Annotated in this window: 28 protein-coding genes; 11 read left to right on the top strand and 17 right to left on the bottom strand. The window is 63.8% G+C overall.

Features of this window, described 5'->3' with window-relative positions; translation table 11 throughout:
* Window positions 1-29: 29 nt before the first annotated feature.
* Window positions 30-1,943: an ATP-binding cassette domain-containing protein gene (locus ONG87_RS07820; protein WP_264382576.1), complete on the bottom strand. Its 1,914-nt coding sequence runs from the start codon at window positions 1,941-1,943 to the stop codon at window positions 30-32.
* A 180-nt stretch (window positions 1,944-2,123) separates the two neighbouring features.
* Between ONG87_RS07820 and ONG87_RS07815 the strand changes: the two genes are divergently transcribed.
* Window positions 2,124-4,055, top strand: coding sequence for a transglycosylase SLT domain-containing protein (locus ONG87_RS07815; protein WP_264382575.1), 1,932 nt, complete (start codon window positions 2,124-2,126; stop codon window positions 4,053-4,055).
* Between the two features lie 33 nt (window positions 4,056-4,088).
* Here the strand turns inward: ONG87_RS07815 and ONG87_RS07810 are convergent, their stop codons facing one another.
* The 3 genes from ONG87_RS07810 to yegS form a co-directional block, all read right to left on the bottom strand.
* Window positions 4,089-4,892: an MOSC domain-containing protein gene (locus tag ONG87_RS07810; RefSeq protein WP_264382574.1), complete on the bottom strand. Its 804-nt coding sequence runs from the start codon at window positions 4,890-4,892 to the stop codon at window positions 4,089-4,091.
* Between the two features lie 67 nt (window positions 4,893-4,959).
* Window positions 4,960-5,889, bottom strand: a complete 930-nt coding sequence (locus tag ONG87_RS07805) for a chemotaxis protein CheV (protein ID WP_122478808.1) — start codon at window positions 5,887-5,889, stop codon at window positions 4,960-4,962.
* Between the two features lie 81 nt (window positions 5,890-5,970).
* Window positions 5,971-6,873: a lipid kinase YegS gene (gene yegS, locus ONG87_RS07800; RefSeq protein WP_264382573.1), complete on the bottom strand. Its 903-nt coding sequence runs from the start codon at window positions 6,871-6,873 to the stop codon at window positions 5,971-5,973.
* A gap of 341 nt (window positions 6,874-7,214) precedes the next feature.
* Here yegS and ONG87_RS07795 point away from each other — a divergent pair, with 341 nt between their 5' ends.
* Complete coding sequence (locus tag ONG87_RS07795; protein ID WP_122478811.1) at window positions 7,215-8,684, top strand: mannose-1-phosphate guanylyltransferase/mannose-6-phosphate isomerase; 1,470 nt, start codon at window positions 7,215-7,217, stop codon at window positions 8,682-8,684.
* Here ONG87_RS07795 and glp read toward each other — a convergent pair.
* Both glp and moaB read right to left on the bottom strand, forming a co-directional pair.
* Complete coding sequence (gene glp, locus ONG87_RS07790) at window positions 8,681-9,829, bottom strand: gephyrin-like molybdotransferase Glp (protein ID WP_264382839.1); 1,149 nt, start codon at window positions 9,827-9,829, stop codon at window positions 8,681-8,683. The two genes, ONG87_RS07795 and glp, sit on opposite strands and share 4 nt — an antisense overlap.
* A gap of 58 nt (window positions 9,830-9,887) precedes the next feature.
* Window positions 9,888-10,427 carry a molybdenum cofactor biosynthesis protein B gene (gene moaB, locus ONG87_RS07785; RefSeq protein ID WP_122478815.1) on the bottom strand — a complete coding sequence of 180 codons (540 nt, stop codon included), beginning with the start codon at window positions 10,425-10,427 and terminating at the stop codon, window positions 9,888-9,890.
* Window positions 10,428-10,500: 73 nt separating this feature from the next.
* Here moaB and mobA point away from each other — a divergent pair, with 73 nt between their 5' ends.
* Window positions 10,501-11,085 (top strand): molybdenum cofactor guanylyltransferase MobA, encoded by a 585-nt coding sequence (gene mobA, locus ONG87_RS07780; RefSeq protein ID WP_122478817.1) that lies wholly within the window; start codon window positions 10,501-10,503, stop codon window positions 11,083-11,085.
* Window positions 11,086-11,198: 113 nt separating this feature from the next.
* Window positions 11,199-11,420, top strand: a complete 222-nt coding sequence (locus tag ONG87_RS07775) for a YgdI/YgdR family lipoprotein (RefSeq protein WP_043188230.1) — start codon at window positions 11,199-11,201, stop codon at window positions 11,418-11,420.
* 57 nt (window positions 11,421-11,477) lie between these two features.
* On the opposite strand, the gene ONG87_RS07770 is transcribed toward ONG87_RS07775, so the two are convergent.
* Together ONG87_RS07770 and ONG87_RS07765 are read right to left on the bottom strand one after the other, a co-directional pair.
* On the bottom strand, window positions 11,478-12,368 hold the full coding sequence (locus ONG87_RS07770) for a pseudouridine synthase (RefSeq protein ID WP_122478818.1): 891 nt from the start codon (window positions 12,366-12,368) through the stop codon (window positions 11,478-11,480).
* A 54-nt stretch (window positions 12,369-12,422) separates the two neighbouring features.
* Window positions 12,423-12,737, bottom strand: coding sequence for a transcriptional regulator (locus ONG87_RS07765; protein WP_122478820.1), 315 nt, complete (start codon window positions 12,735-12,737; stop codon window positions 12,423-12,425).
* A 179-nt stretch (window positions 12,738-12,916) separates the two neighbouring features.
* Here ONG87_RS07765 and ONG87_RS07760 point away from each other — a divergent pair, with 179 nt between their 5' ends.
* From ONG87_RS07760 to ONG87_RS07730, 7 genes are all read left to right on the top strand, one after another.
* Complete coding sequence (locus ONG87_RS07760) at window positions 12,917-13,231, top strand: YqjD family protein (protein ID WP_122478822.1); 315 nt, start codon at window positions 12,917-12,919, stop codon at window positions 13,229-13,231.
* A 1-nt stretch (window position 13,232) separates the two neighbouring features.
* The gene (locus ONG87_RS07755) at window positions 13,233-13,622 is read left to right on the top strand and encodes a phage holin family protein (RefSeq protein ID WP_049859111.1); all 390 of its coding nucleotides are present in this window, start codon (window positions 13,233-13,235) and stop codon (window positions 13,620-13,622) included.
* Entirely contained in the window at window positions 13,619-13,990 is a 372-nt protein-coding gene (locus tag ONG87_RS07750; RefSeq protein ID WP_122478824.1) for a hypothetical protein, read from the top strand. Before ONG87_RS07755 ends, ONG87_RS07750 begins: the two co-directional genes overlap by 4 nt.
* 174 nt (window positions 13,991-14,164) lie before the next feature.
* Window positions 14,165-15,496, top strand: coding sequence for a deoxyguanosinetriphosphate triphosphohydrolase (locus tag ONG87_RS07745; RefSeq protein WP_122478826.1), 1,332 nt, complete (start codon window positions 14,165-14,167; stop codon window positions 15,494-15,496).
* Between the two features lie 188 nt (window positions 15,497-15,684).
* Window positions 15,685-16,311, top strand: a complete 627-nt coding sequence (locus tag ONG87_RS07740; RefSeq protein ID WP_122478828.1) for a response regulator transcription factor — start codon at window positions 15,685-15,687, stop codon at window positions 16,309-16,311.
* 8 nt (window positions 16,312-16,319) lie between these two features.
* Window positions 16,320-16,649, top strand: a complete 330-nt coding sequence (locus ONG87_RS07735; RefSeq protein WP_192103640.1) for an Hpt domain-containing protein — start codon at window positions 16,320-16,322, stop codon at window positions 16,647-16,649.
* A gap of 89 nt (window positions 16,650-16,738) precedes the next feature.
* Window positions 16,739-17,083, top strand: coding sequence for a YggL family protein (locus tag ONG87_RS07730; RefSeq protein ID WP_264382572.1), 345 nt, complete (start codon window positions 16,739-16,741; stop codon window positions 17,081-17,083).
* A gap of 53 nt (window positions 17,084-17,136) precedes the next feature.
* Here the strand turns inward: ONG87_RS07730 and ONG87_RS07725 are convergent, their stop codons facing one another.
* The 9 genes from ONG87_RS07725 to rlmM form a co-directional block, all read right to left on the bottom strand.
* Window positions 17,137-18,045 (bottom strand): hydroxymethylglutaryl-CoA lyase, encoded by a 909-nt coding sequence (locus ONG87_RS07725; protein ID WP_264382571.1) that lies wholly within the window; start codon window positions 18,043-18,045, stop codon window positions 17,137-17,139.
* Window positions 18,035-19,969, bottom strand: coding sequence for an acetyl/propionyl/methylcrotonyl-CoA carboxylase subunit alpha (locus ONG87_RS07720; protein ID WP_264382570.1), 1,935 nt, complete (start codon window positions 19,967-19,969; stop codon window positions 18,035-18,037). The genes ONG87_RS07725 and ONG87_RS07720 overlap by 11 nt, the downstream gene beginning before the upstream one ends.
* Window positions 19,966-20,766 carry an enoyl-CoA hydratase-related protein gene (locus tag ONG87_RS07715; RefSeq protein ID WP_264382569.1) on the bottom strand — a complete coding sequence of 267 codons (801 nt, stop codon included), beginning with the start codon at window positions 20,764-20,766 and terminating at the stop codon, window positions 19,966-19,968. Before ONG87_RS07715 ends, ONG87_RS07720 begins: the two co-directional genes overlap by 4 nt.
* A gap of 33 nt (window positions 20,767-20,799) precedes the next feature.
* Entirely contained in the window at window positions 20,800-22,407 is a 1,608-nt protein-coding gene (locus ONG87_RS07710; RefSeq protein WP_264382568.1) for a carboxyl transferase domain-containing protein, read from the bottom strand.
* Between the two features lie 53 nt (window positions 22,408-22,460).
* The gene (locus ONG87_RS07705; protein ID WP_264382838.1) at window positions 22,461-23,639 is read right to left on the bottom strand and encodes an isovaleryl-CoA dehydrogenase; all 1,179 of its coding nucleotides are present in this window, start codon (window positions 23,637-23,639) and stop codon (window positions 22,461-22,463) included.
* A gap of 103 nt (window positions 23,640-23,742) precedes the next feature.
* The gene (locus tag ONG87_RS07700; RefSeq protein WP_122478842.1) at window positions 23,743-24,111 is read right to left on the bottom strand and encodes a MerR family DNA-binding transcriptional regulator; all 369 of its coding nucleotides are present in this window, start codon (window positions 24,109-24,111) and stop codon (window positions 23,743-23,745) included.
* A gap of 128 nt (window positions 24,112-24,239) precedes the next feature.
* A complete protein-coding gene (locus ONG87_RS07695) occupies window positions 24,240-24,845 on the bottom strand; it encodes a tRNA-(ms[2]io[6]A)-hydroxylase (protein ID WP_122478844.1) in 606 nt (201 codons plus the stop codon).
* Window positions 24,846-24,932: 87 nt separating this feature from the next.
* Window positions 24,933-25,178, bottom strand: coding sequence for a sulfurtransferase TusA (gene tusA, locus ONG87_RS07690; protein ID WP_122478845.1), 246 nt, complete (start codon window positions 25,176-25,178; stop codon window positions 24,933-24,935).
* A 111-nt stretch (window positions 25,179-25,289) separates the two neighbouring features.
* Complete coding sequence (gene rlmM / locus ONG87_RS07685) at window positions 25,290-26,354, bottom strand: 23S rRNA (cytidine(2498)-2'-O)-methyltransferase RlmM (protein WP_264382567.1); 1,065 nt, start codon at window positions 26,352-26,354, stop codon at window positions 25,290-25,292.
* Window positions 26,355-26,434: the final 80 nt, after the last annotated feature.

The following is a 26,434-nucleotide window of genomic DNA, read 5'->3' as shown; positions in this document are numbered from 1 at the left end:
CGGTTCGGGGTGAGTGGTCAGCTCGAGGTTCAGGCGTCGAGTTCGGCCCAGCGCTCGACCATGACTTCCAGCTCGGCCTGCGAGGCTTCCAGCTTGGCCATCACTTCCGCCGTCTGCGCGGCAGGCCGCTGATAGAACCCGGCATCGGCCATCTCGGCTTCCAGCGCAGCGATTTCCTGCTCCTTGGCTTCGATCTGGCCCGGCAGGGCTTCCAGCTCGCGCTGCAGCTTGTAGCTGAGCTTCTTCTTGGCGGGCGCCGGTGCTTCCACAGGTGCAGGCTCTGCGGTCTTGACCACGGCGCTGTTGAGCTCGGCCTTGCCTGACTTGTTCTCGGTCACGCCGAGCAGCTTGGGCGAGCCGCCCTGGCGGATCCAGTCCTGGTAGCCTCCGACGTATTCGCGAACCTTGCCCTCGCCTTCGAACACCAGCGTGCTGGTGACCACGTTGTCGAGGAAGGCCCGGTCGTGGCTGACCATCAACACGGTACCCTTGAAAGCGGACAGCACTTCTTCGAGCAGTTCGAGGGTCTCGACGTCGAGGTCGTTGGTCGGTTCGTCCAGCACCAGCAGGTTGGCCGGCTTGCTGAACAGCTTGGCCAGCAACAGGCGCGCACGCTCACCGCCCGACAGGGCCTTGACCGGCGTGCGTGCACGCTGGGGGCTGAACAGGAAGTCGCCCAGGTAGCTCAGCACGTGGCGGCTCTGACCGTCGATGTCGATGAAATCGCGGCCCTCGGCAACGTTGTCGATGACGGTCTTTTCCAGGTCGAGCTGGTGGCGCAACTGGTCGAAGTAGGCGACGTCGAGGCGCGTGCCGACGTCGACCGAACCGTTGGTGGGCTGCAGGTTGTCGAGCATCAGCTTGAGCAGCGTGGTCTTGCCGGTACCGTTCGCCCCCAGCAGGCCGATACGGTCCTCGCGTTGTAGGACCATGGAGAAATCCTTGATCAGCATCGGCCCACCCGGATGGGCGAAGCTGACGTTGTCAAGGACCATCACCTGCTTGCCGGACTTGTCGGCGGTATCGAGCTGGATGTTGGCCTTGCCGGTGCGCTCGCGGCGTTCGCCACGCTCCACACGCAATGCCTTGAGCGCACGCACGCGGCCTTCGTTGCGGGTGCGTCGGGCCTTGATGCCCTGGCGGATCCACACTTCTTCCTGGGCCAGGCGCTTGTCGAACAGCGCGTTGGCGGTTTCCTCGGCCGACAGCATGGCCTCCTTGTGCACCAGGAAGCTGGCGTAGTCGCCGTTCCAGTCGATCAGGCCGCCGCGATCGAGCTCGAGAATGCGCGTGGCCAGATTCTGCAGGAATGAACGGTCGTGGGTAATGAACAGCACCGCCCCCTGGAAATCCTTGAGGGCTTCTTCGAGCCAGGCGATCGCGCCGATGTCCAGGTGGTTGGTCGGTTCGTCGAGCAGCAGCAGGTCAGGTTCGGACACCAGCGCCTGGGCCAGCAGGACGCGGCGGCGCCAGCCACCGGACAACTGCTTCAAGGTCTTGTCGGCAGGCAGCTGCAGGCGGCTCAGGGTGCTGTCGACCAGTTGCTGCAAGCGCCAGCCGTCACGGGCTTCGAGATCCTGCTGGACGTGCATGAGCTTGTTCAGGTCTTCGTCGGTGACGATGTTCTGGCTCAGGTGATGGTACTCGGCCAGCAGCGCGCCGACCCCGTCCAGGCCCTCGGCAACCACGTCGAACACAGTCCGGTCGTCGGCCACCGGCAGTTCCTGCGGCAGCTCGCCGATCTTCAGCCCCGGCGCACGCCAGACGGCGCCGTCGTCGGGTTTCTGCACGCCCTTGACCAGCTTCAGCATGCTGGATTTGCCAGTGCCGTTGCGGCCGATGATGCACACCCGCTCACCACGGGCGATCTGCCAGGACACCTTGTCCAACAACGGCATCGCGCCGAATGCAAGGGACACATCGCTGAATTTGAGCAGGGTCATGAGCTTCTCCAAAAACCGGGCGCGCATTCTAACCGACTTTTGCCCTGGCAGACCGAAGGCGGCAATAAAATGAATGATCCTGAACGCTTTCATCGCGCCTGCCCTAGAGGCTAAGCTAGGCTCACTTCTTTAGTGCTGGCACTGCCGACACTTGTCACGTCTTTTCTGCCTGGAAGTCTCATGCGCAGTCGCCTGTTCAGCTTGTTGTCCTGCCTCATCCTCTCCGCATCCAGTGTCGCCAACGTCCAGGCCGCCGACCTGGCCACGCAGCGTCAATACTACGACGAGGCCAAGCGCGCCCTGGCCAAGGGCGACAGCGGCCCGTACATGCGCTACGCCGCCGAGCTTCAGGACTACCCGCTGGAGGCCTACCTGGCCTACGACGAGCTCACCCCGCGCCTGCGCAGCGCCAGCAACGCCGAGATCGAAGGCTTTCTCGCCAAGCACGGCGACCTGCCCCAGGCCAACTGGATGAAACTGCGCTGGCTGCGACAGCTGGCCGAGCGCGGCGAGTGGGCGCCGTTCGTCAAATACTACGACCCCAAGCTCAACTTCAAGGAGCTCGACTGCCTGTACGGCCAGTACCAGCTGAGCAACAGCCAGCTGCGCGCCGAAGGCTATGCCAATGCCGACAAACTGTGGCTCACCGGCAAATCGCTGCCCACGGCCTGCGACGGGCTGTTCCAGCGCTGGGCCAGCGAAGGCCAGCTGACCGAGAACAAGCGCTGGCAGCGCGCCAAGCTGGCGGCCCAGGAGCGCAACTACCCGTTGGCCACCAGCCTGGTGCAAAGCCTGACCAGCCTGTCGAGCCAGGGTCGACTGCTGCTGGATGTCGCGCAGAAACCCGAACTGCTCGACCAACCGGCGCGTTTCATGCCGGTCGACGAAGCCATGTCCGACGTGGTCGGGCTGGGGCTGCGCCGCCTGGCCCGTCAGGACCCGGAAAAAGCCATGCGCATGCTCGACAGCTATGCCAGCAACATGCGTTTCTCGGCCGAGGAGAAGGTTGCCATCGCCCGCGAGATCGGCCTGACCCTGGCGCGGCGCTACGATCCGCGGGCGCTGGAGCTGATGACTCGCTACGATCCGGAGCTGCGCGACGACACCGTGACCGAATGGCGCCTGCGCCTGCTGCTGCGCCTGGGCCGCTGGCAGGACGCCTACGACCTGACCACCCGCCTGCCCAAGGACCTGGCCAAGACCAACCGCTGGCAGTACTGGCAGGCGCGCAGCCTGGAGCTGGCCCAGCCGCAGAGTGCCAAGGTGCCTTCGCTGTACAAGGCGGTGGCCAAGGAGCGCGACTTCTACGGCTTTCTGGCGGCCGACCGCATCCAGGCGCCCTACTCGCTCAACAACAAGCCGCTGGTGATGAGCCAGGCGCTGGTCAACAAGGTGCGCAACACCGCCGGTGTACGTCGTTCGCTCGAGCTCTACGCACGTGGCCAGATCGTCGATGCGCGACGCGAGTGGTATCACGTCAGCCGCCATTTCGACCGCGACGAGATGGTCGCCCAGGCCAAGCTGGCCTACGACATGCGCTGGTACTTTCCGGCCATTCGCACGATCAGCCAGGCGCAGTACTGGGACGACCTGGACATCCGCTTCCCGATGGCCCACCGCGACACCCTGATTCGCGAAGCCAATGTGCGAGGCCTGCACACCAGCTGGGTGTTCGCCATCACCCGTCAGGAAAGCGCCTTCATGGACGACGCCCGTTCCGGCGCCGGCGCCATGGGATTGATGCAGTTGATGCCGGGCACCGCCAAGGAAACCTCGCGCAAGTTCAGCATCCCGCTGTCGTCGCCCCAGCAGGTACTCGATCCCGACACCAACATCCAGCTCGGTGCTGCATACCTGAGCCAGGTACACAGCCAGTTCAACGGTAACCGGGTACTGGCCTCGGCCGCCTACAACGCGGGCCCCGGGCGCGTACGGCAGTGGCTCAGAGGCGCGAATCACCTGAGCTTCGATGTCTGGGTGGAGTCCATTCCATTCGATGAAACCCGCCAGTACGTGCAGAACGTGCTGTCCTACGCGGTCATCTATGGCGAGAAGCTCAACGCGCCGCAGCCGGTGGTGGACTGGCACGAACGCTTCTTCGACGACCAGTGAGCCGAGCCTGGCAGCCCGCCGGCTGCCGGCCTGTCACTCGAGCACGGTGATCGGCATGCCCACTTCCAGCACGCCGGCGCCATCGCATACCAGATTCTGGCCGAACATGGCGTGGCCGTCCTGCTGGCGGTAGCGCTTGAGGGTTGCCAGGGGCTCGCGATCGGCGCTGCGCTCGCCGGTGTGCGGGTCGAGCGTGGTCAGAATGCAGCGCGCGCAGGGCTTGAGCACACGAAAGTCCAGGCCACCGATGCGAATGCGCTTCCAGCCATCCTCGGCGAAGGCGGCGCTGTCCTGGATGACCAGATTGGGCCGAAACCGCGCCATCTCCAGCGTCCGTCCGACCCGTGCGGACAGGTCGTCCAGCGAGCCCTGACCGATCAACAACAGTGGAAAGCCATCGGCAAAAGCCACCTTGTCGCCGCCCTCGCCGTAACCGGCGCTGACGGTACGGGCGCGCTCGGCGGGCACGTACACCAGCCGAGTCGGCTTACCGACGAAATCACTGACCCAGCGCGCTGCTTCCTCGCCGGCGTCGGGCACGCGGAAGCTGTCGTTCCACAGCGTGACTCCGCGCAGTTCGCCTGACTCCGGGACCGCGACGTTCAGCTCGGGGTATCCGCTTGCGCTCAGGCGCAGGCCTGCGTCTTCACCGACTTGCGTACCCAACTGCCCCAGGCGAGGGTCTGCGCGCTGGCTGAGGAACCGACCGCTCTGGGCGTCGACCAGCATCCAGCGCCGATCGCCGAGCAGCCCCAGGCCATCCACAGGCGACTGCTGCAGCGACTGGCCAATGGCCGATTTGAGCGGGTAACGGTACAGCGCGGCAAGGCTCGACATGGCCCGGCTCCTCAGGACAGAGAAAAACCCAGTCTAGCGGAACCGGCAGGAGAATAACGAGGGCCTGTCAGCGTTGATCCAGCTCCAGGCGCTGGCGAACCACGTCGACCAGTTTGTCGGGCTGGAACTTGGACAGGAAGTTGTCACAGCCGACCTTTTTCACCATCGACTCGTTGAAGCTGCCCGACAACGAGGTGTGCAGCACCACGTAGAGGTCGCGCAGTCGCGGATCGTTGCGGATCTCGGTGGTAAGCCGGTAGCCGTCCATTTCCGGCATCTCGGCGTCGGTGAAGACCATCAGCAGTTTGTCGGTCATGCGCTCGCCGGTGTCGGCCCACGCCTTGAGCTTGTTCAACGCCTTGAGGCCATCGCTGGCCACGTGCATCTTGATGTCCAGCTGCGACAAGGTATCGCGCAGCTGAGCCAGTGCCACCGTCGAGTCATCCACCAGCAGCACTTCCCGGCCACGAGCGCGCGCCAGCAAGGGGTCGTCGAGCTTGTCGCGGGAAACGCGGGCGTTGTAGGGGACGATTTCGGCGAGCACCTTTTCCACGTCGATGATCTCGACCAGTTGCTCGTCGACCCGGCTGATTGCGGTCAGATAGTGCTGGCGCCCGGCACTGGCCGGAGGCGGCAGGATGGCTTCCCAGTTCATGTTGACGATGCGGTCGACACCACCGACCAGGAAGGCCTGGATCGAGCGGTTGTATTCGGTGACGATGATGGTACTGCTCGGCCCCGGCACCAGCGGGCGCATGCCGATGGCCTGGGACAGGTCGATCACTGGCAGGGTCTGCCCGCGCAGGTTGATCACACCGCAGACATACGGATGGCGCTGCGGCATCAGCGTCAGCTTGGGCAACTGCAGGACTTCCTGGACCTTGAACACGTTGATCGCGAACAGTTGCCTGCCGGCCAGGCGAAACATGAGCAGCTCCAGACGGTTTTCACCCACCAGCTGCGTACGTTGGTCAACCGAGTCAAGAATGCCGGCCATGTAAAACTCCAAAGCCCAAGTGAAAGAAGAGGTACCGGGCTATCGGCGCTGGCGCGAATATCTTGACTGCCGTCGGCGCTGTTAAGTCAGTTGTCCATGGCTCAGCAGCGGCGACCCCGCGGGCAAATGAACTTTCAATGCCTTGGGCATGGTGCTGAAGCGCAGGTTTTCACCCCGCAATGGCTCGCCATCGAGGTTGATGTCGAGGTTTTCCTTGCTGTTGATTTCAACCCACGGCAGCCGCGCACGCACGAACAGTGTTTCCAGTCCGCCGCCGCCGAGCAGGCTTTTCAAGGTGCCGACCACTTCGGTCGGTGCCGGCAGAATGCTGATCTCCAGCAGTCCGTCGTCGACCACGGCTTCGGGGCACAATTCGTGGCCACCGCCGGCTTGGCGTCCATTGCCGATGCCCAGCGCCAGCAGATCGCCTTCCCAATGGAAGTCCGGGCCGCTGAGCGAAGCGGAGGCAGCGCGCAATTCGCTGAACCGCGACAGCCCGGTGAACAGGTAGGCGGCGCCACCGAGCACCTTCTTCAAGTCTTCGGAGGTATTGGCCGTGACCTGACTGCCGAAACCACCGGTTGCCATATTGAGAAACACCTGCCCGCCCACTTCACCCAGATCGATGGCCTGAGGCTCGCGGGCAAGCAGCGCCAATGCGTGTTCGGGTTCGAGGGGAACGCCGGCGGCACGCGCGAAATCGTTGGCTGTGCCCAGGGGCATCAACGCCAGGCTGGCGTCGGTCTTGGCCAGCGCCATCGCTTCGGCCACATCGCGCAGGGTGCCGTCGCCACCGCCGGCGATGATCTGGGTGTAGCCGGCTCGCAGTGCCTCATCGACCAGACGCTGGGCGTCGCCGCCTTCCCAGGTCAGACGCACGTCCAGCGCGTTGCCTTGCTCCCGGTGATGCTCCACCGCGCTGCGGACGTCTTCGTTGGAAGCTTGTTTGCCGTGCAATATCAGAATTGCCTTGCGCTCGCTCATGCTGCATGTCTCCGGTGGCCAGTAAGTGGAACTGTGCCTGATGTGACCACAGCCGCAGGAAAAAAAGCCCCGACGAAAAGTTTTTAACCATTCGTACATTTACCACTCGCCAACCGTTCTCGTTTAGGCTTTACTGCGAAGCAACTGGCCACTATCGAAGTCGCCGTTACCTCCCGATTCCTGCACGTCCAGCCCGTCTCCAGGCGGGCGGTAGCATTGTCGAATCGCCGAATCCTGCGCCCTGCCCTTCTTCATCGACCTTTTCATGCATCCAGCCCGGCTGGACGTGTGCGCTTGCCTTCGCAGGTGCCGTCCGCCACCTTCAACTCGAGGCTCGACCTATGACGACTCTGATTCCCTGCATCATCGCCGGCGGCTCCGGCACCCGCCTGTGGCCCGTATCGCGCGAAGCCATGCCCAAGCCGTTCATGCGCCTGCCGGACGGCGAAAGCCTGCTGCAGAAAACCTTCACCCGTGCCTCGCAATTGCCAGGCGTGGAGCGGGTGCTGACGGTGACCAACCGTGAGGTGTTCTTCCGCACGCTGGACGACTACCGCCAATTGAACGACCGCGATGCCCTGCTCGACTTCATTCTCGAACCTGCGGGCCGCAACACTGCGCCAGCCATCGCCAGCGCCGCCTTGCATGCCGCCAAACACTACGGCGCGTCGGCGCAATTGCTGGTACTGCCGGCCGATCACCTCATCCGCGACATCGACGCCTTCCAGGCCGCGGTCAGTGCAGCACGCAAGAAAGCCGACGAGGGTTGGCTGGTGACGTTCGGCCTGGTGCCGCAAACGGCGGAAACCGGTTTCGGCTACATCGAGCGCGGCGCCGACCTGGGCGATGGCAGCTATCAAGTCGCGCACTTCCGGGAAAAGCCGGACCAGGCCACCGCCCAAGCCTACCTGGACAGCGGCGACTACCTGTGGAACGCCGGCATGTTCTGCATGCGCGTGGACGTGCTTCTGCGCGAACTGGAAAAGCACGCACCGGACGTGCTGCTGGCGGCCACCACCTGCCTGCAGGTCAGCCACAGCAAGCAGGGCAACCGCGAGCTGCAGGTCGAGCTGGACAGCAGCACCTTCGCCCTGGCGCCGGACATTTCCATCGACTACGCGCTGCTCGAACGCTCCGACAAGGTGGCGGTCATTCCCTGCCAGATGGGGTGGAGCGACATCGGTTCGTGGCAGGCGGTGCGCGAGCTGACTCCAGCCGACGCACAGGGCAACCAGTGCAACGGCGAAACCGTGCTGCATGACGTGAGCAACTGCTACATCGACTCGCCACGCCGCCTGGTCGGCGCCGTCGGCCTCGACAACCTGGTGGTGATCGATACGCCCGACGCACTGCTGATCGCCGACGGCAGCCGCACCCAGGACGTCAAGTTCCTCGCCCAGCAGCTCAAGCGCCAGGGCCACGATGCCTTCCGCCTGCACCGCACGGTCACTCGGCCATGGGGCACGTACACCATCCTCGAGGAAGGCAAGCGCTTCAAGATCAAGCGCATCGTGGTCAAGCCCGGCGGCACCCTGTCGCTGCAGATGCACCACCACCGCAGCGAGCATTGGATCGTGGTCAGCGGCATGGCCCGAGTCACCAACGGTGACAACGAGTTTTTGCTCGACACCAACGAGTCGACCTTCATCAAGCAGGGCCACGTGCACCGCTTGGTCAACTCCGGGGTGATCGACCTGGTCATGATCGAAGTGCAGAGCGGTGAATACCTGGGCGAAGACGATATCGTGCGCTTCACCGACATCTACGGCCGCGCACCGGCGGCCGTCGAAGCGACCAAGAGCAACGCTTAAAAAAGCTCGCTGAACGGAATGAAGGCGACCAGTTCGCCTTCATTCAATGTGCAGCCTTCGCGTATTTCCACCAACCCATGGGCCCAGGCCGCGCTGAGCAGCACGCCGGAGCTCTGGTTGGGGTAGATCACAGCCCGGCCCTGCTCGATACGCCCGCGCAGGTACTCGCGACGGGTACCGGCGCGCGGCCAGGCAAACCCGGCTGGCACCTGGAAGCTCAGCGGCGCAACGTCGCGAACACCCAGCCGACGCAGCAGGTAAGGCCGTGCCAGCAGGGTGAAAGTGACCAGTGTCGATGCCGGATTGCCCGGCAGGCCGATGACCGGTACGCCACGGAAGTGGCCGAACGTCAGTGGCTTGCCGGGTTTGATCGCCAGTTTCCAGAGGGCCAACTGCCCTTCCTCACGCAAGGCGATGCCGAGAAAATCGGCTTCACCCACCGAGACACCCCCCGTGGACAGAATCAGGTCCACATCACCCAGAGCCGCCAGGCGCTGGCGTGTCTGCTGCAGATCGTCGGGCAGAATCCCGGCATCCACCACCTCACAGCCCAAACCACTCAAGGCACTGCACAGCACCTGACGATTGCTGTTGTAGATCTGCCCTGGCCCCAGCGGCTGACCTGGCTCGACCAATTCATCTCCCGTGGACAGCACCGCCACCCGTGGCCGACGGACCACGTCGATGTGCGCATGCCCCATGGAGGCCAACAGGCCCAGTTCGATCGCACCCAAGCGGCTGCCAGCTTCGAGCAGGCGTTCGCCGATGCGGGTTTCCTGGCCCTGGGGACGGATATTCTGGCCGACCCTCAAGGGCTGGCCGAAGCTCACCCGCTGGTCGTCCACGATTTGCACGTTCTCCTGCATTTCCACGCAGTCGGCGCCTTCGGGCAGCGGCGCGCCGGTAAAGATGCGTGCGCACGTGCCGGGTTCCAGGGGCGCGGGCACGGCGCCCGCGAACACGCGCTGGCTGACCCGCAACGGCTCGCCCTGCCAGTCTTCGCGGCGCAGCGCGTAGCCGTCCATGGCACTGTTGGGCCAGGGCGGCAGGTCGAGCGTGGCGATCAGGTCAGTGGCCAGCACGCGACCGACGCCTTGGGCCAGGGCGACCCTTTCGCGCTCGCGCACCGGCGTGCCATCGGCCATGGCCAGCAGTTGCGCCAGTGCCTGTTCTACCGGAAGCAGCGGCTGCGCCGCCGGCAACTCAGCCACGGCTGACGCAGGGCTCGGCCTGCTTGAGGTGCACGACGAAATTGCACGGCCGGTGACGCACGTCCAACTGCTCGGCGAGAATGCCGTCCCAGCCGGTACGGCAGGCGTTGGTCGAACCGGGCAGGCAGCACACCAGGGTGCCGTTGGCGAGCCCGGCGAGCGCACGCGACTGCACGGTCGAGGTGCCGATGTCGGCGACGGAGATCTGCCGGAACAGCTCGCCGAAGCCATCGACTTGCTTGTCCAGCAGGCAGGCCACGGCTTCCGGCGTACTGTCACGGCCGGTGAAGCCGGTGCCGCCGGTAATCAGCACCACTTGGCATTGGTCATCGGCGATCCACTGCGCAACCTGTGCACGGATCTTGTACAGGTCGTCCTTGAGCAGCACGCGGGCATAAAGGCCGTGGCCCGCCGCGCTCAGGCGATCGACGAACAATTGGCCAGAGGTATCGGTTTCCACGCTGCGGGTGTCGCTGACAGTCAACACTGCAATATTGAGCGGCACAAAGGGTACATCTGCCTTGGCTTTCATTGGCTGGGTCCGGTTGTTTGGCGGGATGGACGGTGTTATATCACAGCCCCACAGCCACTGTCCGAGGCCCCGAATGAACCCTGCCGACACCTTGCCCCCCTGCTCTGTCCTGCTGCTGGCAGGCGGCCGCGGACAACGCATGGGCGGCCGCGACAAGGGCCTGATCGACTGGCATGGCCGGCCCTTGATCGAGCACCTGCAGCAACGCGTGCGACCCGTGACCGATGACCTGATCATTTCGTGCAACCGCAATTATCCGCGATACGCAGCCTTCGCTGACCGCTTGGTGCACGACGACAGCAGCGACTTTCCCGGACCGCTGGCGGGCATTCTGGCCGGCCTGGCCGCCGCTCGACACCCGCTGCTGCTGGTATTGCCCTGCGATGTGCCGGGCGTGGACGAGGCCCTGCTCGACGCCATGCGCCATGCGCAGCAAACTCATCCAACCCAGCCGCTGATGGTGCGTCAGGGTGAGTTCTGGGAACCGTTGCTGTGCATCGTTGGCAAGGTGCATCAACCGCTCGTGCGACAAGCCTGGGATGCCGGCGAACGGAGCCCGCGCAAGGTCTTGCTGGCACTCAACGCCCAGCCGCTGCAATGTGCCGAGAACGATCCGCGCCTGGCCAATTTCAATACGCCTCAACTGCTGGGTCGCTGAGCAGGTCGGCAAACGCTAGACTGCACCGGTCGGACCAACGGAACTTTGCTGGCGCAAGCAGCGTCTTATTCCCGTATACGCCAGCACCCTTTTTTGTTTTGTGGAGAAACACAATGACTCACCGGATCCTTCCCGCTTTCATGCTCGCGCTGGGCCTGGCATCGCTTGCCGGTTGCGCATCGCCTACCGTGATCACCCTGAACGACGGTCGTGAAATCCAGGCGGTGGACACGCCCTCCTACGACGAAGACGCTGGCTTCTACGAGTTCGAGCAGCTGGACGGCAAGACTACCCGTGTCAATAAAGACCAGGTACGTACCGTCAAGGAACTCTGATCAAACAGAGTTTAAGTGTTGCAAGACAAAGCCCGCCCTCTGGCGGGCTTTGTCGTTCTAGAACGTCAGCTTCAGTTGTGTCTCGAAATTGCGCAGGCGACCGTCGAGCGGGTCGTGGAACTGCAGCGAGCGTGCCAGCAGCTTCAACGGCCGGGCATAGTCGTCCACCTCGGTATTGCTCAGCTGCGGGTAGAACGGATCGTTGCAGATGCTGGCCCCCAGCGCGGTCATGTGGACGCGCAGCTGATGAGTCTTGCCGGTGACCGGGTTGAGCACGTAGCGCCACACGTGTTCGCCTTTTTCGGCGACCTCCAGGCGAGTTTCACTGTTGCTCGGCCCCGGCACTTCGCGCATGCGAAAAAACGGCTCGCCATGCTCCAGGCGGCTGCGGTGCACCCACGGAAAAGCCAGGTCGGGCAGTGCGGGCGCGATGGCCTCGTAGCGCTTTTCGATCTGTCGAGTGGGAAACAGCTGCTGATAGGCACTGCGCGTCTGCGGATTGGCCGAGAACAGCACCAGACCTGCCGTATGCCGGTCAATGCGGTGCAGCGGCACCAGGTGCGGGTTGTCGAGACGGCGGATGAGCCGCCGCAGCAAGGTGTGTTCGACGTACTCGCCGGTCGGTGTCACCGGCAGGAAGTGTGGCTTGTCGGCCACCACCAGATGCTCGTCGACGTGCAACACCTGCTCCTGTGCAGCGATCGGCCGTTCGTTCGGCACTTCGCGAAAGTAGTGGATGCGCAGGCCCTGGCGGTAGGCATGGGCAGGTCCGATGGGTACGCCGTCGGCGTCCAGCACCCGGTCCCTGGCCATGCGGCTCAGCCACTGAGCGCGATCGATGGCCGGAAAATGTTCGCACAGGCAATCCAGCACGGTTGCCCATTTGCCGGGTGGCAGGCACAGGGTGCTGGCCTGATGCGCAGCAGGGTCGAATTTGGGTGCAGACATGCCTAGATCCACGATGGTTTCAGGCCGCGAGTATCGCCCACGGCGTTACGGCTGTCATCGCGCGTGGACAGCCTCGGCTGCCTCGGTGAATTCCTTGAGCCAACGCAGCACCTCGACCGCTTCCCAGCGAGTTGGGTCGTACAAGGCGTACAGCAGGCCCTTGTAGCCGACCACATCCAGCGGTCGGTGATAGCCGGCACGCTGGAACAGCGCCTCGACCTCGGCAAAGCAGGTGTTGAAGTGCAGCTTGCTAAACGGGGTCTTGCCTTCGGTAACCAGGCCGTCGAGACGCAGTTCCAGCACGGCTTCGCGAACCACGTCCGGGGCCATGCGGTTGACGCTGTACTTGAGTTGTTCGACGTTGAGCATGGGCGAGTGATTATCCATATACTGTATCTTTATACAGCATAAGGCAGCCGTCCGAGACCCGTCAATTGCCCCGACATGTCGATAATGGGCTATACAAAGGATTATGCCGCGCAATGGCACTGAACCTTCGGGATCACCCTCACTCGAAATATCCAGACGCCACCCATATGGAGATCAACATGGCCACCCCGAGCACCAAAGCAGCCCAAGAAGTTCTCAAAGCCGATTTTCAGACCCTGGTCCGTGACACCGAGAAACTTCTCGAACACACCGCCAGCATCGCCGGCACCCAGGCCGAAGAACTGCGCGCGCAGATCAACGAGAGCCTGCTGAAGGCTCGCGAATCGCTGCAGCAGACCAAAGAAACCGCAGCCGAGCGCAGCCAGGAGGCCGTAGTCGCAGCCGAAGGCTACGTTCAGGAAAACCCATGGCAGTCCGTCGGCATCGCCGCAGGCGTAGGCTTCCTTCTGGGCCTGCTGGCCACAAGGCACTGATATGTCCCTCCTCGACTCGGATACCACAGATAACAGCACCGGCTCCACCTCTCGGCGCCTGGGTGCTGCCATGCTCGGCCTGCTTCGCAGTCATGTCGAACTGTTCGGCATCGAGTTGCAGGAGCAGAAATCTCGAACCGTCAGCCTGTTGCTGTTCGCAGGCCTGGCCCTGGTCTTCGCCTTGCTGGCACTGGTGGCGTTGTCCGGGCTCATTCTGATTCTGCTGTGGGACAACTACCGCATGGCCGGCATGGTCGGCCTGGCGGTGTTCTACGTACTGGCAGGTATTTTCTGCGCATTCCGCCTCAAGGCGGCTGTGTTCGATGAATCCTCGCCATTCAGTGGGACACTGGAAGAACTGGCCAATGACCGGGAGCGCCTGCTGCCATGAGCCGAAACGAACCTACCAGCGCCCAGTCACGGCGCGACATGCGCAAGTCGTTGATTCGCCTGCGCATGGAAATGCATCGCCAGGAGTTGCGGCACGAGTCGCGGCAATTGGTCAATCCGCTCACCCGCCTGCGCGGGTTGGGTCAATCGGTGCAGACCGGCATGGGTATCAAGCATGCCTCGCTGTGGGGCATAGCAGGCGTCACCCTGATGGGTTTCCTGACCGGACGCGGGGCTGGTAACAGCGCTCGTGCGCCGGTAGTCGCGCCGGTGCGTGGTCCGGGCCGTCTTTCGCGGCTGGCCAAGGTCGGCACGTTGCTGTTGCCGGTGATCAAGCTGGCCATGCAGGGCTCTTCGCGCAGACGCTAGGCTTGGCTGAAAGAGCAACCCGGGTGCGGTCGTAAACGTATCCGGGTTGCTTTTTTTTGCCCGACATTCCTGCTTCACCTACCTGCTCAATACGTTCAAGGCCCGATGCCAGCCTTGCCAGCCAGCCCACGCAGGCCGACACTGCAGGCTCGATCGGGTCCCGGAGGAATCGCCTTGGATTGGCACACACTGCTTACACGCGAACGCTTGGGCAAGCCCCTGCACAGCCCGGAAGAACTGGGCCGCAGCCCGTTCCACAAGGATCACGACCGCATCATCTTTTCCGGCGCCTTCCGCCGGCTGGGGCGCAAGACCCAGGTTCACCCGGTGTCGAGCAACGACCACATCCATACGCGCCTGACCCATTCGCTGGAAGTCAGTTGCGTGGGCCGCTCCCTGGGCATGCGCGTGGGCGAAACCCTGCGCGACCAGCTGCCGCAATGGTGCGAGCCCAGCGACCTGGGCATGGTCGTGCAGTCGGCCTGCCTGGCGCACGACATCGGCAATCCGCCCTTCGGGCATTCCGGTGAAGACGCCATTCGCCACTGGTTCCGCCAGGCAGCCGGGCGTGGCTGGCTCGACGCAATGAGCGAAGTGGAGCGTGACGACTTCCTCAATTTCGAAGGCAATGCCCAAGGCTTCAGGGTGCTCACCCAGCTCGAGTATCACCAGTTCGACGGGGGCACCCGGCTGACCTACGCAACTCTGGGCACTTACCTCAAATACCCGTGGACGGCGCGCCACGCCGATGCATTGGGCTACAAGAAGCACAAGTTCGGCTGCTACCAGAGCGAACTGCCGCTGCTCGAACAGATCGCCGGCAAGCTGGGTCTGCCATTGCTCGAAGAGCAGCGTTGGGCCCGGCATCCGCTGGTGTACCTGATGGAGGCCGCAGACGACATCTGCTATGGCCTGATCGACCTGGAAGACGGCCTGGAAATGGAGCTGCTCGACTACGCCGAAGTCGAGGCACTGTTGCTCGACCTGGTAGGCGATGACATCCCGGACACCTATCGCCAGCTCGGCCCACTGGACTCGCGGCGGCGCAAGCTGGCGATCCTGCGCGGCAAGGCCATCGAGCACCTGACCAACGCTGCCGCGCGCGCGTTCGTCGAACAGCAGCAGGCGCTGCTGGCCGGCCAGCTGAGCGGCGATCTGGTCGAGCACATGCACGGTCCGGCCAAGCGCTGCGTGCTCGACGCCAAGGACATGGCGCGCAAGAAGATTTTCCAGGACAAGCGCAAGACCCTGCACGAGATCGGCGCCTACACCACCCTCGAAGTGCTGCTCAATGCGTTCTGCGGGGCGGCGCTGGAGCAGCACACCACAGGCAGGTTGTCGTTCAAGCACCAGCGCATTCTCGATCTGCTGGGGCACAACGCGCCGCAGCCGGACTGGCCGCTGCACAAGTCGTTCCTGCGCATGATCGATTTCATCGCAGGCATGACCGACAGTTATGCCGCAGAAATGGCCGGCGAAATGACCGGACGCTCGAACTCGTTCTAGTCTGTAGCGTGGAAATAAACGAATACAAACGATAGTTGACTCTTTGGAATCAAACTATCTTTGTATTCCGTTACGTTTATATCTGTAGGAAGTTTCCTAGAATCACTCTTTCCCGAGTCCATTCGTATGCCCTTCGAAGCAACTGGGCTAAGGTGCGCGCTTTTACTGGATCGTTCAGGAGAGGCTGCATGCGTAATGTATTCATCATCGATGATCACCCTGTCATTCGGCTCGCCGTCAGAATGCTTCTGGAAAACGAAGGCTACTGCGTCGTAGGCGAAAGCGACAACGGGGTGGATGCCATGCAGATGGTGCGCGAGTGCCAGCCTGACTTGCTGATTCTCGACATCAGCATTCCCAAGCTCGACGGGCTCGAAGTACTGACCCGCTTCCATGGCATGAACGTCCCCTACAAGATCCTGGTACTGACCGCTCAGGCCCCGGCCCTGTTCGCCATACGCTGCATGCAGTCGGGCGCCGCCGGTTTCGTCTGCAAGCAGGAGGCCCTGAGCGAGTTGATCAGTGCCGTCCGCGCAGTGTTCTCTGGTTACAACTACTTTCCCAGCCAAGCGTTGATTCCGTCACGAGAAGATGAAGGCCAACTTCAGGAACTCGAACTGTTCAAGACCATCAACGACCGCGAGTTGATGGTCTTGCAGTTGTTTGCGCAGGGCCGCAGCAACAAGGAAATTGCCACAGGCATGTTTCTCAGCAACAAGACAGTCAGTACCTACAAGAAACGCCTGATGCAGAAACTTCAGGCGAACTCATTGGTTGAACTTATCGAAATGGCCAAGCGCAACGCGCTGGTGTGATTGCACACATGAACATCATCGACCCACTCAACGTCTTGACCGGCGGCAACAGCGTGCTCACGCGGCGACTGCTCGAGGAAGTACTGCGCAGTTGCACGGAGGATAGCCAGCGACTGCTTGCCATTGCCGACGACGACCACCAGGGCGTGGTGGAGATTGCTCACAAGATCAATGGCGCCGCTCGCATCGTCCAGGCGCACGCGGTCTATGAAGCGTGCCTGGCGCTGGAAGCAAGCCACCCATGGGACGATCTGCGTCCGGGACGTGAGGCCTTGCACCTGGCGTTGCTGGAATTGCAGACGCAGTTGCGCCTGGCACTGGCCGGGCTGGGCGAGTAGGTGCAGGGCAAGTCATTTGTCACTGAATCAGGCAGGCGCCTGGCTTAACTGGTAGACTGCGCCGCGATATTACCTAAGAGGATTGTTTCATGGCCACTAACCGCTCCCGTCGTCTGCGCAAAAAACTGTGCGTCGACGAATTCCAGGAATCGGGTTTCGAATTGAACCTGGACTTCAAGGAGGATTTGGCTGACGAGCAGATCGACGCATTCCTCGATGCGTTCCTGACCGAAGCAATGGACGCCAACGGCCTCGACTACGTTGGCGGCGACGACTTCGGTCTGGTTTGCCTGGCCAAGCGTGGTTCCGTCACCGAAGAGCACCGCGCTATCGTCGAAGCCTGGCTCAAGGGTCGCAGCGAACTGACCCGCGTCGAAGTCAGCCCGTTGCTGGACGCCTGGTACCCAGAGAAGCCGATCAATTCGGCAGCTTGATGTACCACTGAAAAAGGCCATCTTCGGATGGCCTTTTTTGTGGGCGCGATTCGCTAACGGGGTACCGCTGCGCCGGCGTGGGCGCGCGCTACGCGCGATGCGCTCTGCCTGCCCAGCGCGAGCATGATCGACTGCCCTGCCTGCACGACTTGCGCCAGATCCACGCCGGTAGCGATGCCCAGCCCGTGCAGCAGGTAGAGGACGTCCTCGGTCGCGACGTTGCCGCTGGCGCCCGGCGCGTAGGGGCAACCGCCCAGCCCCGCCACCGAGCTGTCGAACACCTGCAGGCCTTCCAGCAGGCAGGCGTAGATGTTCGCCACGGCCTGGCCATACGTATCGTGAAAGTGTCCGGCCAGATGCGCCCGCGGCACGCGCTGTGCGACCACTTCGATCAGTTGTCGCGCAGCCCCAGGCGTACCGACGCCGAGGGTGTCGCCCAGGGAAATCTCGTAGCAGCCCATCTGCAGCATGGCGCTGGCCACGTCGCGCACCTGCATCGCAGCGATCTGGCCTTCGTACGGACACCCGAGCACGCATGACACGTAGCCACGCACCTTGATACCGTGCTGGGCGGCGGCCGCCAGAACCGGTTCGAAGCGCTGCAGACTCTGTGCGATGGAGCAGTTGATGTTGCGCTGGGAGAAGGATTCAGACGCCGCGGCGAACACCGCCACCTCCGATGCACCAGCTTGAATGGCGGCCTCGAAGCCTTGCAGGTTCGGCGTCAGTGCCGCGTAGGTCACCCCCGGCGAACGCTGGATGGCGGAAAAGACCGCCGCGCTGTCGGCCATCTGCGGCACCCAGCGCGGCGAGACGAAACTGCCGACCTCGACATGCTGCAAGCCCGCCGCGACCAGCGCGTCGACCAGCGCTACCTTGTCTTCGACGCGTACACGGCCCTGCTCGTTCTGCAACCCGTCACGGGGCCCGACCTCGACGATCCGCACCCGTTCAGGCAGCATGTTCGGCCTCCTGCAACTCGATCAACACCCTGCCTTCGCTGACCATCTCGCCCTCTTCGCAGCACAGCGCCTGAACCACGCCGGCGCGGTTGGCACGCACGGTGTGCTCCATCTTCATGGCCTCCAGCACCACCAAGCCATCGCCCAACGCCACCTGCTGGCCCGGACTGACCAACAGACGGACGATGCTGCCGTTCATGGGCGCAGCGAGCGAACCGTCGGACGCATGGACACCGCTGTCCGCCGCCAGGGAGTCAACCAGCGCGACCTCGTAGGGGTCGCCTTGCCACTGGAGGTAGACGACGTCGCCGCGGCGGCCGATCAGCCGTGCTTCATCCGGGCCGGCGCAAGCGTTGCTCAAAGCCACCGTGCACAATCGGCTCTGGGCGCCACAGCGCAGGTCGAGCGTGGCTTGCGCAGGCATGAGTTGACGCCAACCAGTGGCAGCGCTCCAAGGTGAATGCGGGTCTTGTTCACAGGCAACAAGCGGGGCCGAACGCAGGAAGGCACGCGCGGCGCTGTGCCAGAACGCTTCGGTCAGCGCCGGTGGCGCAGGCAACAGCGCGTCGGCGTGGCGTTCGATGAAGCCGGTGTCGATTCGGGACGCGGCGAACGCAGGCGTGGCAAGGATGCGCTGCAGCAGGGCCAGGTTGCTCTTGATCCCGCCGACCGCCGTTTCGGCGAGCATCGCCAGCAGGCGCAGCCGGGCCTCTTCGCGATTTTCACCCCAGGCAATGAGCTTGGCGATCATCGGATCATAGAATGGCGAAATCACGTCGCCTTCGCGCACCGCGCTGTCCACTCGCCGCCCGGGTCCGGCTGCCGGTTCCCGATACAGTGCCAATTGCCCACTGGCCGGCAGGAACCCGCCTGCTGGATCTTCGGCATACAGGCGCACCTCGATGGCGTGCCCGAACAGGGGAACCTGCGCCTGGCTCAGCGGCAGGGTTTCACCACGCGCCACGCGAATCTGCCAGGCCACCAGGTCCAGCCCGGTGATCGCTTCGGTCACCGGATGCTCGACCTGCAGGCGGGTATTCATCTCCATGAAGTAGAAACGCCCTTCCCCATCCAGCAGGAACTCCACCGTACCTGCGCCCACATAGCCAATCGCCTGGGCTGCGCGCACCGCGGCTTCGCCCATGGCCTGGCGCAGGGAGGCATCGAGCCCCGGTGCCGGTGCTTCCTCCAGTACTTTCTGATGCCGTCGCTGGATGGAGCAATCCCGCTCGTGAAGATAGAGGCAATGCCCCTGTGCGTCGGCAAAGACCTGGATCTCCACGTGCCGGGGTGCCACCAGGTATTTCTCGACCAGCATATGACCGTCCCCGAAGGCTGCCACGGCCTCTCGCCGCGCCGAGTCCAGGGCAGGTGCCAGTTCGGCGGCGGACTCGGCCACCTTCATACCCTTGCCGCCACCGCCGGCAGCGGCCTTGAGCAGCACCGGGTAGCCGATGCGCTGCGCCGCATCGGCGAAGGTCGACAGGTCCTGGGCCTGGCCGTGGTATCCCGGCACCAGCGGCACTCCGGCGCGTTCCATCAGGGCCTTGGCCGCCGACTTGCTGCCCATGGCTTCGATGGCCTCGGCGGGCGGGCCGATGAACAGGATGCCCTCGAGCGTCAGGCGCCGGGCGAAGGCGGCGTTTTCCGAAAGAAAGCCGTAGCCGGGATGGACCGCGTCGGCGCCACAGGCCAAGGCAGCGGCAACCACCTTGTCGATCTGCAGGTAGCTGTCGGCGGGTTTGCTGCCACCCAGGGGGATGGCCAGATCGGCCTCGTGCACATGGCGGGCATCGGCGTCGGCGTCGCTGTAGATGGCCACGCTGCGGATGCCCATGGCCCTGGCGGTGCGGATGATGCGGCAGGCGATCTCGCCACGGTTGGCAATCAGCAGCGTTGCCACGGTCTGCGGGAGTGGCTTCATGGGGTTACCTCTGCCCAGGCGGGCGCGCGTTTGTCGAAGAAAGCCTGCATGCCTTCCTGGCCCTCAGGGCCGGTGCGCAGCCGGGCGATCAGGGCCTGCGCCTGGGCCTGGCGTGGCGCCGTGACCTGGCCATCGCCGATAGCCAGCAGCAGCGCCTTGCAGGCGCGCATCGCTTCGGGACCGTTACCCAGCAGACGCCGTTGCCACGCCTGTACCGCCCGTTCCAGCTCGGCGCGCGGATACACTTCGTCGAGCAGTCCCAGTTCGCGGGCCCGCGCGGCATCGAAACGCTCGGCGCTTAGCGCATAGCGGCGCGCGGCGCGCGAGCCGATGGCCTGGACCACGTAGGGACTGATCACCGCCGGCGCCAGGCCCAGGCGCACTTCACTGAGACTGAACAGCGCGTCGTCGGCGCCGATGGCCATGTCACAGCAACTGACCAGGCCCATTGCCCCGGCGAACGCGGCGCCCTGCACCACCGCGACGGTGGGCAGCGGCAGGCGCTGCAGCTGCTCCATCAGCTCGCTCAGACGCGTGGCCTCGGCGAGGTTTTCCGCGTAGCTCAGCCGGGCACTGGCTTGCATCCAGGCCAGATCGGCACCGGCGCTGAAGTGTTGCCCATGGCCACGCAGGAACATGAAGCGCAACCCTGGCCGCTGGCTGATGTGGTCGAAGGCCTGGCGCAGCTCCTCCAGCATGAGCGCATTGAGTGCGTTGTTCTTGTCCGGTCGATCGAGCCAGACGCTGGCCACGTGTTCGGCGCTGATGTGCAGCTGTATCGTGGAGAATTCGTGCATACCCTGATCCCCGATTCCTGATAAGTGCATGGGCTACATGCGGAAGACGCCGAAGCGGGTTTCGACCAGCGGCGCGTTCAACGCCGCCGATAAACCCAGCGCCAGTACGGTTCGGGTTTGCGCAGGATCGATCACGCCGTCGTCCCACAGACGTGCCGAGGAATAGAACGCGTGGGCCTGTTGTTCGTACTGCGCCACCATGGGCTCGGCCAGTTGCCGGGCCTGTTCGTCGCTGAACGCCTGACCCTGGCGCTGGGCCTGCTCCTGCTTGACCTGGACCAGCACGCCGGCCGCTTGCTGGGCGCCCATCACGCCGATCTTGGCGTTCGGCCACATCCACAGGAAGCGCGGATCGTAGGCGCGCCCGCACATCCCGTAATTGCCCGCGCCGTAGCTGGCACCGATGATCACGGTGAACTTGGGCACCTTGGCGCAGGCCACCGCCGTGACCAGCTTGGCGCCGTGCTTGGCGATACCGCCGGCCTCGTATTTCTGGCCGACCATGAAGCCGGTGATGTTCTGCAGGAACACCAGGGGTATTCCACGCTGGCACGCCAGCTCGATGAAGTGCGCGCCCTTCTGCGCGGCTTCGGCGAACAGCACGCCGTTGTTTGCCAGGAGGGCCACCGGGTAGCCATGGATATGCGCGAAACCACAGATCAGGGTCGGCCCGAACAGCGCCTTGAACTCGTCGAAGGCGGAGTCGTCGACGATGCGCGCGATGATTTCGTGGATCGGCAGTGGCTGCTTGGGGTCAGTGGGGACCAAGCCGTAGATCTCGTCTGCGGCATGGCGTGGCGGCCGCGGTTCGACACAGGCCAGCCAGCCCTGCTTGCGTCCGTTCAGATGGGCGACGCAGCGTCGGGCGATGGCCAGTGCGTGCTGGTCGTTTTCGGCGTAGTGATCCGCCACCCCCGACTGCCGGCAATGCAGGTCGGCACCGCCGAGGGCCTGCGCGCTGACCACCTCGCCGGTGGCGGCCTTGACCAGGGGCGGGCCGGCCAGAAAGATGGTCGCCTGATCGCGAACCATGATGGTCTCGTCACTCATGGCCGGCACATAGGCGCCCCCGGCCGTGCACGAGCCCAGCACCACGGCGATCTGGGCGATGCCCTGGGCGCTCATGTTGGCCTGGTTGAAGAAGATCCGCCCGAAGTGCTCGCGGTCTGGAAACACTTCGTCCTGACGCGGCAGGTTGGCGCCCCCGGAGTCGACCAGGTACAAACAGGGCAGGCGGTTATGCTGGGCGATTTCCTGGGCGCGCAAATGCTTCTTCACGGTCAGCGGATAATAGCTGCCGCCTTTGACCGTGGCATCGTTGGCGATGATCATGCACTCGACGCCGGACACCCGTCCGATACCGGTGATCAAACCGGCAGCGGCGACCTGTTCGGGATACACCTCATGGGCGGCCAGCAGGCCCACTTCGAGGAAGGCCGAGCCTGGGTCGAGCAGCACGTCGATACGCTGCCGCGGCAGCAGCTTGCCGCGCGCGACATGCCGCGCCTGCGCCGCTTCACCACCGCCCTGGTGAATCTGCGCCGCGCACTGCTGCAGCGTTTCGAGCTGCCGCAGCATCGCTTCGCGATTGGCGGCGAAGTCGGCGGAACGGGTGTTGATCTGGGTGTGCAGAATGGCCATGGGCATTTCCTGTGCGAATACGGCACCAGAGGGACGCGTCAGCGGTTGCGGGCTCAGCGGGTCTGCTCGAACAGCTCGCGGCCGATCAGCATGCGACGGATCTCGCTGGTGCCTGCGCCGATCTCGTACAGCTTGGCGTCACGCCATAGCCGCCCGGCGGGAAATTCGTTGATGTAGCCATTGCCGCCCAGGATCTGGATGGCTTCACCGGCCAGCCAGGTGGCTTTTTCGGCGGCATACAGAATGACCCCGGCGCAGTCCTTGCGCACCTGGCGCACGGGTGCCTGGCCCAGTGCATCGAGGTGCCGGCCCACGGCGTAGAGGTAAGCCCGGCATGCCTGCTGGGTGGTGTACATGTCGGCCAGCTTGCCCTGGATGAGCTGGAACTCGCCGATGCTCTGGCCGAACTGCTGGCGATCGTGGACGTACGGCAACACCAGGTCCATGGCCGCCTGCATCAACCCCAGGGGGCCACCGCTGAGCACGGCGCGCTCGTAGTCCAGGCCACTCATCAGCACACCGACGCCCTGCCCCGTCTGGCCCAGCACGTTCTGCAGCGGCACTTCGACGTCCTGGAACACCAGCTCGCCGGTGTGCGAGCCGCGCATGCCCAGCTTGTCGAGTTTCTGCGCGACGCTGAAGCCAGGCGCGCCTTTCTCCAGGATGAACGCAGTGATGCCCTTGGCGCCGGCCGCCATGTCGGTCTTGGCGTAGACCACCAGCACATCGCAGTCCGGGCCGTTGGTGATCCACATCTTGGTGCCGTTGAGCACGTAGCGGTCGCCCTTGAGGTCGGCGCGCAAGCGCATGGAAACCACGTCGGAACCAGCGTTGGGCTCGCTCATGGCGAGTGCACCGATGTGTTCGCCGCTGATCAGCTTCGGCAGGTAGCGGGCCTTCTGTTCGGCAGTGCCGTTGCGGTTGATCTGGTTGACGCAGAGGTTGGAATGGGCGGCGTAGGACAAACCGATGGCTCCGGAGCCGCGGGAGATTTCCTCCATGGCGACCATGTGCGCCAGGTAGCCCATGCCCGTCCCGCCCCACTCTTCGGCCACGGTCAGGCCCAGCAGGCCCATGTCACCGAACTTGCGCCACAGGTCGGCAGGAAACTGGTCGCTGCGATCGGCCTCGGCGGCACGCGGGGTGATCTCGCGCGCCACGAAGGCGGCCACGGAATCGCGCAGCATGTCGATGTCTTCGCCAAGGAAGAAATCCAGTCCCGGTACTGAAATCATGTTCGCCACCCACTTGTTGTTTTTTTTGGGGAGAAAGCTGTTGAGCACAATCATCTTGCAGGAAACGTTACAGGGGGCACCGCGCGCGGGCGCGCTCCGGTCAAGTCTGCAGCGCGGCGCGGCAGCGTTCTTCAGCGGTGTCGAGCTCCACCTGCATCTGTTCGATGTCCAGCATCTGCTGCTGCAACTGCGCCCGGCGCTCGGTGATCTTCTCCAGAAAACGGTCGAGTTGCTTGCGGTTGCCCGACGGGTCGTACATGTCTATGAGCTCTTTGCATTCGGCCAGGGAGAAGCCGATGCGCTTGCCGCGCAGGATCAGTTTCATCGCCACCAGGTCGCGCGGCGCATAGATCCGCTCCTGGCCACGGCGCGTCGGCGTGACCATGCCCTGCTCTTCATAGAAACGCAGGGTCCTGGGCGTTACGTCCAACAACTGGGCTATGTCGGAAATGCTGTAGGTCGCGCTCACGTCGATCGACTTCCTGGTGCTTTACGTTAACGTAAACGTCAGCGAAAGGCCTGTCAATACACGCCGCTGTGCTATCGAGGGGCGGGAAGTCTCGGGACGCGATCCTGGGAGCGCGTCATCGGCAGCGGTCAGGCGAAGGCCGGCACACCGCTGTGGAAGCGAAATTCGGGGTCGGGCGTTTCGATCAGTTCGGCTTCGGCCACGCGAACCCTGTCGACGGTCTGGGCGATATCGGCGGCATCGCCGTATTGATGCGCCAGTTTAAGATAGCCCTGGTAATGCCGCGCTTCGCTCATGAGCAGGCCGTTGTAGAAGGTGCCCAGCTCTTCGTCCAGATGCGGCACCAGGGCCGCGAAACGCTCGCAGCTGCGCGCTTCGATGAAAGCGCCAACCACCAGGGTGTCGACCAGCTTGACGGGCTCGTGGTTGCGCACCTGCTTGCGCAGCGACGAGGCATAACGGCTCGCCGACAGGGGTTGCAGTTCGATCTTGCGGCGCTTCATCAGGCGCAGGACCTGCTCGTGGTGCACCAACTCCTCGCGGGCCAGGCGCGACATCATGTTGATCAGATCGGCGTGGGTGCAGTACTTGGCGATCAGGCTCAGGGCCGTGGAGGCTGCCTTGAATTCGCAGTTCTTGTGGTCGATCAGCAGGGTGTGCTGGTCGGCCAGCGCGGCCTGGACCCAGGCATCGGGCGTAGGGCAGCCGAGAAAGGCATGAATTTCAGACAACATGGCCAGGCACCTGGAAAAAAGGGGGCGATTATACCCAGCTCGCCTGCAACTGGGTATGTGCGCCGAACGACCGGCGCTGTGAGGCGATCAGTCGCTTTTCTTGCGGATCCAGTAGAGGTAGGTACCGCCCTCCTCGTCCTGCTGAACCAGCTCATGGCCCAGGAATACACAGAACTTGGGAATGTCGCGACGGGTCGAGGGGTCAGTGGCGATGACTTTCAGCAGACCGCCCGCAGGCAGGTCGCGCACATGCTGGTGCAGCATCATCACCGGTTCCGGACAGCTCAGGCCGGTGGCATCCAGGGTACGGTCGGCAGGCAAGGTTTGGGTCATGAAAAGCTCCAGGTCAAGCGGGCATTCAGGCGCACGTTCGAAACCAACAGTGTAGCGCCAGCGCGCGGTCCGAGTGCAGCGTGCGACGTCAGGCCGCAGCGCTCGGATCGATCAGCGCCGGCCGCCGTCGAGTCGACGCAGGTGGCAGGTGACTTCCTCGCGGTCATGGTACAGCTGCTTGCAGCCGATCTGGACCTTGATGCCGCGCGCCTTGAAACCCTCTTCGATGCGCTCGAGCAAGCGCCGGACTTCGGCATAGCGCTGCTTCATCGGCAGCTTCAGATTGACCACCGCTTCGCGGCAGAGGTTCTCGCCCAGCCAGGTTTCCAGCAAGGCGGCGTTGCGCGCCGGCTTCTCGACGATGTCGCAGACCATCCAGTCCACCGTCTGCTTGGGCCGATAGGTGAAGCCGTCGGCCATCAGATGGGTCACCAATCCGGTGTCCATCAGGCTCTGCGCCATCGGCCCGTTGTCGATAGCGGTAACCAGCATGCCGCGGCGTACCAGCTGGTAGGTCCAGCCACCAGGTGCGGCGCCCAGGTCGACACCGGTCATGTCGCCGTGCAGGCGTTCGTCCCATTGCTCGCGGGGAATGAAGTGATGCCATGCCTCTTCGAGTTTCAGGGTCGAGCGGCTGGGCGCTTCGCGGGGGAACTTGAGCCGCGGAATGCCCATGGGCCACATGGCGAAATTACCCGCGTCGGCCACACCCAGGAAGACTTCGCGACCACTCTTGAACGTCAGCAACAGGCGCGGCAAGGCAGGATCGTCCACTAGCCTGCCAGCACCGAGCAAGGCCTTGCGCAGCGGCGCCTCGAACTTCTTGCAGAAATTCGACAGCTCCTTGCCATCGTTGGTGTCGAGCACTTCCAGCCACAGGCTGCCGCACACTGGATAGGCCGCCAGGTGGTCGAGCAGCACGCTGATGCGGTCGGTTTCGGGCAACTGCACGAAATCGCCCCTTGCCCACTGCCGTGGAAATATCAAGTCACTAAAACGCAACTCGCGCATCAACCGCGCCGGACCGGCCGGTTCATGGCAGATGAATTCGGCGCAGGCGGTCAGCGGCTTCGCCTTGGCATACCCGGCAACCCCCAGCCGTGCGGCGTGTTCGGCGATCTCCGAGCAGACCTCGCCTTCGAAGCCGGGGCGGCAATGCATAAACAGCGTATTCATAAAGGGACTTTCACCGCCGGGGGGCTCAAATCGGCGCATGATAAAGGAAATCGGAACCCTGAGCATGCACTGGAAGTCCC

The sequence above is a fragment of the Pseudomonas sp. MM227 genome, from assembly GCF_947090715.1.
Classification (GTDB): Bacteria; Pseudomonadota; Gammaproteobacteria; order Pseudomonadales; family Pseudomonadaceae; genus Aquipseudomonas; species Aquipseudomonas baltica.
The sequence above is the reverse complement of the archived record's forward strand: the minus strand, read 5'-3'. Positions and strand labels throughout refer to the sequence as shown.

Coding starts and splice junctions, on each gene's coding strand:
- ONG87_RS07820 (WP_264382576.1), bottom strand. CDS start 1,943: ATGACCCTGCTCAAATTCAGCGATGTGTCCCTTGCATTCGGCGCGATG.
- ONG87_RS07815 (WP_264382575.1), top strand. CDS start 2,124: ATGCGCAGTCGCCTGTTCAGCTTGTTGTCCTGCCTCATCCTCTCCGCA.
- ONG87_RS07810 (WP_264382574.1), bottom strand. CDS start 4,892: ATGTCGAGCCTTGCCGCGCTGTACCGTTACCCGCTCAAATCGGCCATT.
- ONG87_RS07805 (WP_122478808.1), bottom strand. CDS start 5,889: ATGGCCGGCATTCTTGACTCGGTTGACCAACGTACGCAGCTGGTGGGT.
- yegS (WP_264382573.1), bottom strand. CDS start 6,873: ATGAGCGAGCGCAAGGCAATTCTGATATTGCACGGCAAACAAGCTTCC.
- ONG87_RS07795 (WP_122478811.1), top strand. CDS start 7,215: ATGACGACTCTGATTCCCTGCATCATCGCCGGCGGCTCCGGCACCCGC.
- glp (WP_264382839.1), bottom strand. CDS start 9,829: ATGGCCGATGGCACGCCGGTGCGCGAGCGCGAAAGGGTCGCCCTGGCC.
- moaB (WP_122478815.1), bottom strand. CDS start 10,427: ATGAAAGCCAAGGCAGATGTACCCTTTGTGCCGCTCAATATTGCAGTG.
- mobA (WP_122478817.1), top strand. CDS start 10,501: ATGAACCCTGCCGACACCTTGCCCCCCTGCTCTGTCCTGCTGCTGGCA.
- ONG87_RS07775 (WP_043188230.1), top strand. CDS start 11,199: ATGACTCACCGGATCCTTCCCGCTTTCATGCTCGCGCTGGGCCTGGCA.
- ONG87_RS07770 (WP_122478818.1), bottom strand. CDS start 12,368: ATGTCTGCACCCAAATTCGACCCTGCTGCGCATCAGGCCAGCACCCTG.
- ONG87_RS07765 (WP_122478820.1), bottom strand. CDS start 12,737: ATGCTCAACGTCGAACAACTCAAGTACAGCGTCAACCGCATGGCCCCG.
- ONG87_RS07760 (WP_122478822.1), top strand. CDS start 12,917: ATGGCCACCCCGAGCACCAAAGCAGCCCAAGAAGTTCTCAAAGCCGAT.
- ONG87_RS07755 (WP_049859111.1), top strand. CDS start 13,233: ATGTCCCTCCTCGACTCGGATACCACAGATAACAGCACCGGCTCCACC.
- ONG87_RS07750 (WP_122478824.1), top strand. CDS start 13,619: ATGAGCCGAAACGAACCTACCAGCGCCCAGTCACGGCGCGACATGCGC.
- ONG87_RS07740 (WP_122478828.1), top strand. CDS start 15,685: ATGCGTAATGTATTCATCATCGATGATCACCCTGTCATTCGGCTCGCC.
- ONG87_RS07735 (WP_192103640.1), top strand. CDS start 16,320: ATGAACATCATCGACCCACTCAACGTCTTGACCGGCGGCAACAGCGTG.
- ONG87_RS07730 (WP_264382572.1), top strand. CDS start 16,739: ATGGCCACTAACCGCTCCCGTCGTCTGCGCAAAAAACTGTGCGTCGAC.
- ONG87_RS07725 (WP_264382571.1), bottom strand. CDS start 18,045: ATGCTGCCTGAACGGGTGCGGATCGTCGAGGTCGGGCCCCGTGACGGG.
- ONG87_RS07720 (WP_264382570.1), bottom strand. CDS start 19,969: ATGAAGCCACTCCCGCAGACCGTGGCAACGCTGCTGATTGCCAACCGT.
- ONG87_RS07715 (WP_264382569.1), bottom strand. CDS start 20,766: ATGCACGAATTCTCCACGATACAGCTGCACATCAGCGCCGAACACGTG.
- ONG87_RS07710 (WP_264382568.1), bottom strand. CDS start 22,407: ATGGCCATTCTGCACACCCAGATCAACACCCGTTCCGCCGACTTCGCC.
- ONG87_RS07695 (WP_122478844.1), bottom strand. CDS start 24,845: ATGTTGTCTGAAATTCATGCCTTTCTCGGCTGCCCTACGCCCGATGCC.
- tusA (WP_122478845.1), bottom strand. CDS start 25,178: ATGACCCAAACCTTGCCTGCCGACCGTACCCTGGATGCCACCGGCCTG.
- rlmM (WP_264382567.1), bottom strand. CDS start 26,354: ATGAATACGCTGTTTATGCATTGCCGCCCCGGCTTCGAAGGCGAGGTC.